Annotated in this window: 7 protein-coding genes; 4 read left to right on the forward strand and 3 right to left on the reverse strand. The window is 59.6% G+C overall.

The features are described 5' to 3' along the window. Window positions 1-405: 405 nt before the first annotated feature. On the forward strand, window positions 406-2,901 hold the full coding sequence (locus tag Q2941_RS49885; RefSeq protein WP_458197287.1) for a bifunctional diguanylate cyclase/phosphodiesterase: 2,496 nt from the start codon (window positions 406-408) through the stop codon (window positions 2,899-2,901). Between the two features lie 431 nt (window positions 2,902-3,332). Here the strand turns inward: Q2941_RS49885 and Q2941_RS49890 are convergent, their stop codons facing one another. Beyond that, window positions 3,333-3,809, reverse strand: a complete 477-nt coding sequence (locus tag Q2941_RS49890) for a hypothetical protein (RefSeq protein ID WP_458197288.1) — start codon at window positions 3,807-3,809, stop codon at window positions 3,333-3,335. Between the two features lie 223 nt (window positions 3,810-4,032). On the opposite strand from Q2941_RS49890, the gene Q2941_RS49895 reads away from it, so the two are divergent. Then, window positions 4,033-4,854: a hypothetical protein gene (locus tag Q2941_RS49895; RefSeq protein ID WP_458197289.1), complete on the forward strand. Its 822-nt coding sequence runs from the start codon at window positions 4,033-4,035 to the stop codon at window positions 4,852-4,854. Between the two features lie 221 nt (window positions 4,855-5,075). On the opposite strand, the gene Q2941_RS49900 is transcribed toward Q2941_RS49895, so the two are convergent. Continuing rightward, window positions 5,076-5,348 (reverse strand): hypothetical protein, encoded by a 273-nt coding sequence (locus tag Q2941_RS49900; protein ID WP_458197290.1) that lies wholly within the window; start codon window positions 5,346-5,348, stop codon window positions 5,076-5,078. A gap of 445 nt (window positions 5,349-5,793) precedes the next feature. On the opposite strand from Q2941_RS49900, the gene Q2941_RS49905 reads away from it, so the two are divergent. Beyond that, window positions 5,794-5,952, forward strand: coding sequence for a hypothetical protein (locus Q2941_RS49905; protein ID WP_458197291.1), 159 nt, complete (start codon window positions 5,794-5,796; stop codon window positions 5,950-5,952). Between the two features lie 64 nt (window positions 5,953-6,016). Here Q2941_RS49905 and Q2941_RS49910 read toward each other — a convergent pair whose 3' ends face one another. Then, window positions 6,017-6,211 carry a hypothetical protein gene (locus Q2941_RS49910; protein WP_458197292.1) on the reverse strand — a complete coding sequence of 65 codons (195 nt, stop codon included), beginning with the start codon at window positions 6,209-6,211 and terminating at the stop codon, window positions 6,017-6,019. A 668-nt stretch (window positions 6,212-6,879) separates the two neighbouring features. Here Q2941_RS49910 and Q2941_RS49915 point away from each other — a divergent pair. Further along, window positions 6,880-7,140: a hypothetical protein gene (locus Q2941_RS49915; protein WP_458197293.1), complete on the forward strand. Its 261-nt coding sequence runs from the start codon at window positions 6,880-6,882 to the stop codon at window positions 7,138-7,140. Window positions 7,141-7,621 lie beyond the last annotated feature (481 nt).

A 7,621-nucleotide genomic window follows, 5' to 3' on the forward strand; every position in this document is an offset into this window, starting at 1 on the left:
GCTGCCGTCCTTGGGTAGTTTGATCAATGCCCTGGCTGGCTCCGCTATCTGGAGCTTGAAAGGCGCGCCCCTCCCGCTCCCCCGCGAGCTGCGCCGTCTGAAGCGCCCCCAAAAATCGTGAGCACGATGCAACAGAACCTAACCTTTAGAAGGTTGAGGTGGAGTGGCTTTGCTGCGCGGGTGTTATGGAAGAAGTCAGCCATTGACCTTCCTACTTCCCGCATTGCTTGAGCCCAGCATGGCATAGCCCCCTGCCCCGGCCTGGGGCGCGTGCGGAGATACCTGACCCGGTCTGAGTTCCAATTGATCGTTACTATCAAATAAACGACCTCCTGGTCTCTCCTAGCATGGACGGTAACTTATTCTTTCGTCCTCCTCGCTAGCATTTGCAGCAGGGAGAACGTCATGGATCAAGGACACATGTTTGCGGCGCTGAGCGCCACGAACGAAGCCATTCTGCGATCGAAGAACAGCTCCGAGCTTTACCAGAAGGTTTGTGATGCGGCCGTCCATGGCGGTCACATCCGGATTACTGCTGTTCTCATGCCTGACGAAATCGGATCCCTGCACGTCCGCGCGGCCACGAGCCAGACGGGCTTCATTCCTCAAATCAGCATTTCGGTTGATGAGGCCTCGATCCACGGCCACGGACTTGCAGGGCGAGCTTGTCGCTCCGGCTGCCCAGTCATCAGTAACGACGTCATCCGTGATGAGACCCTAAAACCCTGGCGAGAGCATTCGATCGCGTGCGGCGTAGGCGCCACATTGGCCGTTCCACTGGTTCAACGCGGCCGAAGCATCGTTGTCTTCCTGTTCTGCTTTGAGGAGGCGGGTTCGATCACTCGCGAGATCAGCACCCTGCTCGAACGCGTGGTGGAGAATGTTGCCTTCGCTCTTGAGCGGTTCGAAGGAACGGCGCGACAACGACGGGCAGAGCGGGCACAGCGGCAAGCCGAAAGCAAAGAAGCTGAACTTAATCGCATGTACATTGCGCTCTACAAGACCAATGAAGCAATGATGCGCGCTGAATCGCGCCAAGAGCTGTTCGACCTCGTTTGCGAAGCGGCCGTTTTGGGCGGCCGCTTCACCTCGACCACTATTGCTTTGGCTCAGCCGCACGATCATTTCATGAAAATCGTGTCCACAAGGGGCCAGAATGCAGACCGTGTTCTCAGCACCGCCTTCTCTATCTCGGCCGACCACCCGCAGGGCAAAGGGCTAACAGGAACGGCATTTCGCACCAGACAACCCTGCGTCAAAAATGAATTCTTGAAGGACGCCGGCACAACGCATTGGCATAGTTTAGCAGAGCGCGGGGGCACGCGCGCGGGTGCGAGTTTCCCACTCTTCAGGAACAACGAAACGATCGGCGTGCTGCTCTTTCTTGCTAGCAAGGAGGGGATATTTACTCCTGAGATCGTCGAACTATTGGCACGTCTCGCAGAAAACGTATCATTTGCCATCAGCAACTTCGATCGACTCGATGCGAAAAGGGACGCCGAAAACCGTATCCGCTTTCTTGCAACACACGATGCTCTGACAGGAATTCCAAACAGATCGATGTTCAACACGATGCTTGGCGACGCCCATCGCCGAGCAAGAAATGGCAATCATCAATTCGCGATCCTATTCATCGACTTGGATCGGTTTAAACTGATCAACGATTCGCTGGGCCATTCCGCCGGCGATCAAATGCTCATTGAGGCCACCAAACGCATTCGTGGCTGCATTCGAACCGAGGATGTCCTAGCCAGGCAAGGTGGCGACGAGTTCTTGGTTCTGCTCGATGAACTGCCCTCGAGAGAGCAAGCTGGCGCGATCGCTCAGCGACTGCTGGAAGCGTTGGCAGCCCCCATACTGCTAAGCGGATGCGAATGCCGCATTAGCTGCAGCATCGGAATCGCTGTCTATCCCGGCGATGCCGCGGAAACTGAGGAGTTGGTCAAGAGGGCCGATACCGCGATGTATGCCGCGAAAGCTGATGGCAAAAATGCCTATCGGTTCTTTTCCGTAAGTTTGCAACCTCAAACCGTCGGTAATCTAATACTTGAATCAGATCTGAGACGTGCGATCGCGAACGACGAGCTGTTCCTGCAGTATCAGCCCAAGGTCGATGCCGCCGGCAGTATGATCGGCGTAGAGGCACTTGTTCGCTGGCATCACCCACAGCGCGGCACGATCCCGCCGGGCACGTTCATACCTGTTGCTGAAGAGAGCGGATTGATTATCCCTATCGGCAGGTGGGTGCTCGAAGCTGCCTGCCGACAGAACCTGCTTTGGCAATCGAGAGGACTTCCGGCCATTTCCATGGCCGTCAATCTGTCCCCGAAGCAATTCATGGATGATGGGCTACTTGCGTTTCTGGACCGCGTGCTGTGCGAAACGGGCCATGCTCCGCAGCTCCTTCAGTTGGAGGTCACAGAGAGCATGGTGATGCAAAATGTTCAGCATGCGACAGCCACCATGAAAGCGATCAGCGGCCGGGGCGTAAAGCTGGCAATCGACGACTTTGGTACCGGCCATTCGTCGATGTCTCTCATGAAACATTTCCCCATCGATGCGATCAAGATCGATCGATGCTTTGTTCAGGATCTAAGCGAAAGCCCCAAAGACCGCGCGATCTCGGCTGCGATCATCACGCTTGGACAAGCGCTCGGCATGACAGTGGTTGCGGAGGGAGTGGAAACTATCGAGCAAGACGCGATACTTAAACGTTATAGCTGCGACGAATTTCAGGGTTTTCTATTCAGTCGACCCGTTTCGGCCGAGAGAATTGGCTGCTTGCTTTCTCAAGGCGGCAATTTGATGGATCAAGTAACAGCGCCGACGCTCGCTCCCGGCCGCGGGGTTGATGAGGGTCGGGCTACTGCTAAACCTACCTTGACGGACGCGGATCATTAGATCCTTCCGCGAGTAAGGGCCAGAAAGTCTGCACCCCGCGCAACTGTTCAAATGCATTCCGTCGCGGGCGGCGAGCAACAAGCAATCTCTTTGCGAGCAGGCGCTCAAGCCCGACGCAAGTCGGCCCAAATTCGCAAATCGAAGGTTATGGAAGATTTCGTGTGACGAAACAGGGGCGATGCGTCTGGTGGCAGCTTGGGAAGCTCGATTGTCATCAGACAGAACAACAACTTAGCTGCAAAACACCTAGTAACCGCGCTCAGACCAATCAATACCTTACGGCCGAAATGCAAAACCGCAAGGGCGCAGCCGGCGCGTGCCGATGAACCGACACGCCGACCAACCGCAAGCCGGCCGACCGCCTCGCCGATATCCGCCAACAGCTCGTCGCGCCGCGCGAGTAGCAGCCCGCGGCCGTAACACCTACATCATCACCGCGCTTTCGCAGAGCGCTCAACCAAGGAGACCACCATGCTCCCGAAGATGAAAAGGTTGATTGAGTATGAGTCCCCCAAACAGAATGGGCGGCTATCGTCAGATTGACGTTGCCGCCCCAAGCAATGCTGTTGATCAAAGACGATCGACAGCAGAAATAGTCCCACCACCGTTCGCTTGCAAGATGTCGCGTCGCGCTCCGCCTCCAAAACTATGGAGGCGCATAGATGACGACGCAGAAGTTGCCGCGCCGCGCGCACGAAGAAGGCGCCACCGCTGAGCTCGACACTGGTAGGATCAGCAAGCTGGTTCGCCTGCTCGCCAGTGACAAGCCCGGCGAGGTTGTAGCCGCTGCCGGTGCGTTGAAACGCACGCTCAAAGCTGCCGGCCTTGACATGCACGATCTCGCAGGCGCCGCGGAGCGCGGCCTGCAGCAGCCGGCCACGCCGCCACAGCAACAGCCACAGCGCCAATCGTGGGGCCCACCACTGCCATCGCCCGACGACTGGCAAGCACAGTGCTGGTACCTCCACCATTATCGATCCACCTTCGCAAGGACCAGGCGGAATTTGTAGTCGACCTCCTGCTCGGAATCGGATTCGAGGACGACGGCCGGATCCGGGATTGGCAACTTCAGGAGCTGCACGCGATGGTCTCTCGCGTACGGGCCACGACGCGCTCCACCGAGGTGCGGCGATGAATGCCCGCACCACACCACGCACCTCCGTCTTCAAGCGGCTGAAAGACTCGCGGGTCGTTAGAATTGACCCCGCAGATCGAGAGGCAGTCGCGTGGGCCAAAGCGCGGATCGCGCAACTATACGTCGAGCGATCGGAGACTCCGGCCGGCACGATCAAGTCTAACCGCCGCTTCCTTGAGCTGGAGATCGTCTTTGCCCATCTCTGGCGTGGCCGGCTTCCCGCTGACGATGCAGGGCGCGATTGCCTCTACATCGCTGCATGCCACCTCTGGCACCTTGGCCGGAGGTGTGGCGCCGATGCGGCGATCAGAGCATGGGCGGCAATCTGGGCGCCCTGGTGCGGGCTCGAGGAACTGGCGGCGCTGATCCAGCGCGTGGAGGCCAATCCGCGGAAATGGAACGCCGACGAGATGCCCCACGAGCTGGGCCCCTGGCTCACCTTTGCCGTGCGCCAATCCCTCGGCCTCACCACCATCGGCAGCATCGATGTTGACAAGGCCGCTCGCGTGAAGCGCCGCCAGGATCGCAAGCGGCAAGAACGGGAGGAGCATCGCCGCAATAATGGTGTGGTCCCTCGCGCCGAATACCTGGCTGCTCATTCCAAGAGCCGCGAGGAACCATGGAAGCAGTTGGGGATGTCGAAGTCTAGGTATTACCGGCTTGGCCTTCACAAGGCTAGTGAGACAGGTCCGTGTACACCAAAGAGAGTCGAGGTACTGGTGTCCACGCACTTGTCTCACGGCATCGACCTAGGGCTGTTCGGAATCGTCGCGATCACGGTCATGCGCGGCCAGGACATCGTCGCAAGGCTGGAATAGGCAGACCACCGCTACTAGCATGCTGCCAGATGTGGGACGCCGAGCATGCCCTCAGGCGCGCGCAGGTGTCCCACGCAAGCTGCCGCAATCGCGCGCGCTACGCTTGATGCTTCGCGCTACCGCTGCATCGGGACAAGTGGGACAAGGTGGGACATGTCCAGGTATGTCCCAAATGTCCCACACTCGCGCGCTTGGCGCGCTCCAACGGCAGCCACCGGGAGCTAGTCGCAACGTCGGACCCTGCGGACCGAGCCGTCGTCGCGCTCGATCGTGACGGTGCGGCATCCGCGGTATCCGCGATATTCGCGATCATATCCGTAGGCGCGATAAGCTGGTCGATCATAGTCTCGGTAATAACGGTGCTCCGGGCCCACTCTAACGCCACCCAGCGGAGTATCGACCGCCACTTGAGCTGACGCTGGTGCAATGGAGATCGGCGTGCCGATAGCGAAACCAGCAACCGCCAGCACACCAGCCAGTAACAGAGTTCTCATGAGTTTCCTCCTGAGTCATTGCATTGCATTGCGTTCCAACATCCCAGGTAGGGCAAGGTTCCTGCGCGAAATTCATGCAAACGGCCGGCTCAGACTTAATCTCCGATCCAGACTTAATCTCCGATGCCGAGTGCCGCGACGGCCCGCTCAGCCCTATCGCGTCGGCCCGGTAGACGCCGATGCGCCCCTCGCTTAACGCCCGTGAGGGCTGGTCAGGCGGCACCGGGCGCTGCCTTGGCCGCGGAGTAGTCTGGCCCGCCGCGCCCGGCGACCGCGCGCGGGCTCTCGGCGTGGGGGGCGCCCGCTCGCCATCTAGCAACGCTGGCAGCTGAGAATCGTTGCGCCGAGACTCGGCGAGTTGTTCGTCGCGGATGATGCGGTGCCTCGTGGATGTCTTTGTGCGAGGCCAACATCCATAGCTGTCGCGCACAAGGGAGTGCGTGTCATGCGCTTTCAGACATTCCGGGACGACAGCCGCTCCAGACACTTCGACCTGATCGGTGGAAAAGGACACCGCTGGTCAATTGACCTGGTTACGGTAACGGACGCGGGCATCCTCGCTGTAGGCTTTGCCTGTGCCGTCTTGGCCCTGGTGGTACGCTAGCGGCACCGCCGCAGGACACCTTCCTGCTGAAGGACCTAGCGAACGATCTTCCCCCGGAACTAATTTACGGCTTGGTTTGTGATATTCGCATGAGAAGTGCGTTTAGACGGCGCTGATAGCCCCATATCTCTTGAAAGGCCTGAGATCGCTCCGGTCCCGGCGGAAGCTGTTTCGCAGCCTCGAACAGTTTAGCCAACAAGTCCATCAATTCGCGGATGTCCGCGCTGATGTCTCGCTCTCGCGTGACGCCATCGCTCATTTGACCATCTCCCGTCGAACCGCGCTCTCGGGCCGCATAAGTGGTTCCGGGAAGCGCGCCCTTTGGACCTCTCTCATGTGACGGCGCTGCTAGTTGGCGAATATTCCGGATGTTTGCGTAGGGGGCCGGTGGTGAAGAGGATCGAACTCTCGCACCCGGCGAAGTGCCGCTGGTCAAAAGACGCCGCCTACGAGGCGGCCTTGGCACCCCACGCAGACACGCCCGCGGAATTTTTGTCGCTGCTCCCTGGCGACCCCGCCGCTGCCTGGGTTGGGGGCGGGCTTGTGCGGCGGGGGCCACGCGGCCGGAGGCGATCCCAGCCGCGCGGTGGCAACGCCGCTGGGTGGAGCTGCGTACCTCATCGTGGCAGTGGGAGCCAAGCGCAAGGCGGAGGCGGCGATCGAGCCTCTATTTCGGACGGGCCGTTCATCAGTATTAAACTTCAAGGTAAGCCTTTCTCGGATGGTGCTCGCCGGAAACTCTTGCCGCTCCAGCGTGTTTTGAGTTCGGGAACTGGAAAGGCTCCGGACATGAAAAAAGCAGTATTGGCATTAGCGACCGCTGCCACCATCGGTGGCGCAGCCTTAGCAACACCATCACCAGCTTATGCGTGGCGAGGAGGTTGGGGATGGGGACCCGGCCTCGCCGGCGGACTAATTGCTGGCGCGGTGATCGGTGGCATAGCGTCCAGCGCTTACGCCTACGGCCCCGGTTACGGCTACTATGGCGGACCCGGATACGGCGGCTACTATGGCGGACCGGGTTATGCGTACGGCGGCTATGCCCCTACTTATTACGGCGGCGGGTACGGTCCGGCGTATTCGAGCTACGGCTACGCTCCCGGATACTACGGCTCATATGCCGGCTATTATGGCCCCCGGTACCGGCGCGTTGTTCGTCCCGCCTACGGATATCCTTATCGCTGGTGATCGCCACGCACGGCGCTGAAGTCGGGACAACGAAAGGTCGCGGAGAGTTTGTCCGCAAGGTGGCCCGTGCGCCCAAGGGAGGCAAACAGTCTCTCAGGGAAACCTCTGCTGCCCTTGCGGAGGCTGGGCACATGACAAAGTCGGGCAAGCCTTACGCACCCACAGCCGTGAAGCTGATGCTGGCGAGACCTGCACGCCCTTGGGCTGGCCTCTCGGCTGCAGGAGAAGCCCAATAATGGCCACCGCTGGAACGCTGTTGGTGATGCTCGCGACTCTTTTTGCAGTGCTGGGTCAGGCTGGACCGCACTAGCTCTCCTAAGTGGCTGTCTTGCGCAGCGGTCAAGGCACGACGCACGTTAGCGTTCCAATCTCGATTGGCGCGCGTGAAGCAAATACTGCCCAGTTAGTCGTTTGTGAAGAACGTTTCTGAGCACCGTTTTACGCAAGGTGTGGTTGCGATAGGTGGCGACAGAGTATCCAT

Source organism: Bradyrhizobium sp. UFLA05-153 (assembly GCF_054185185.1).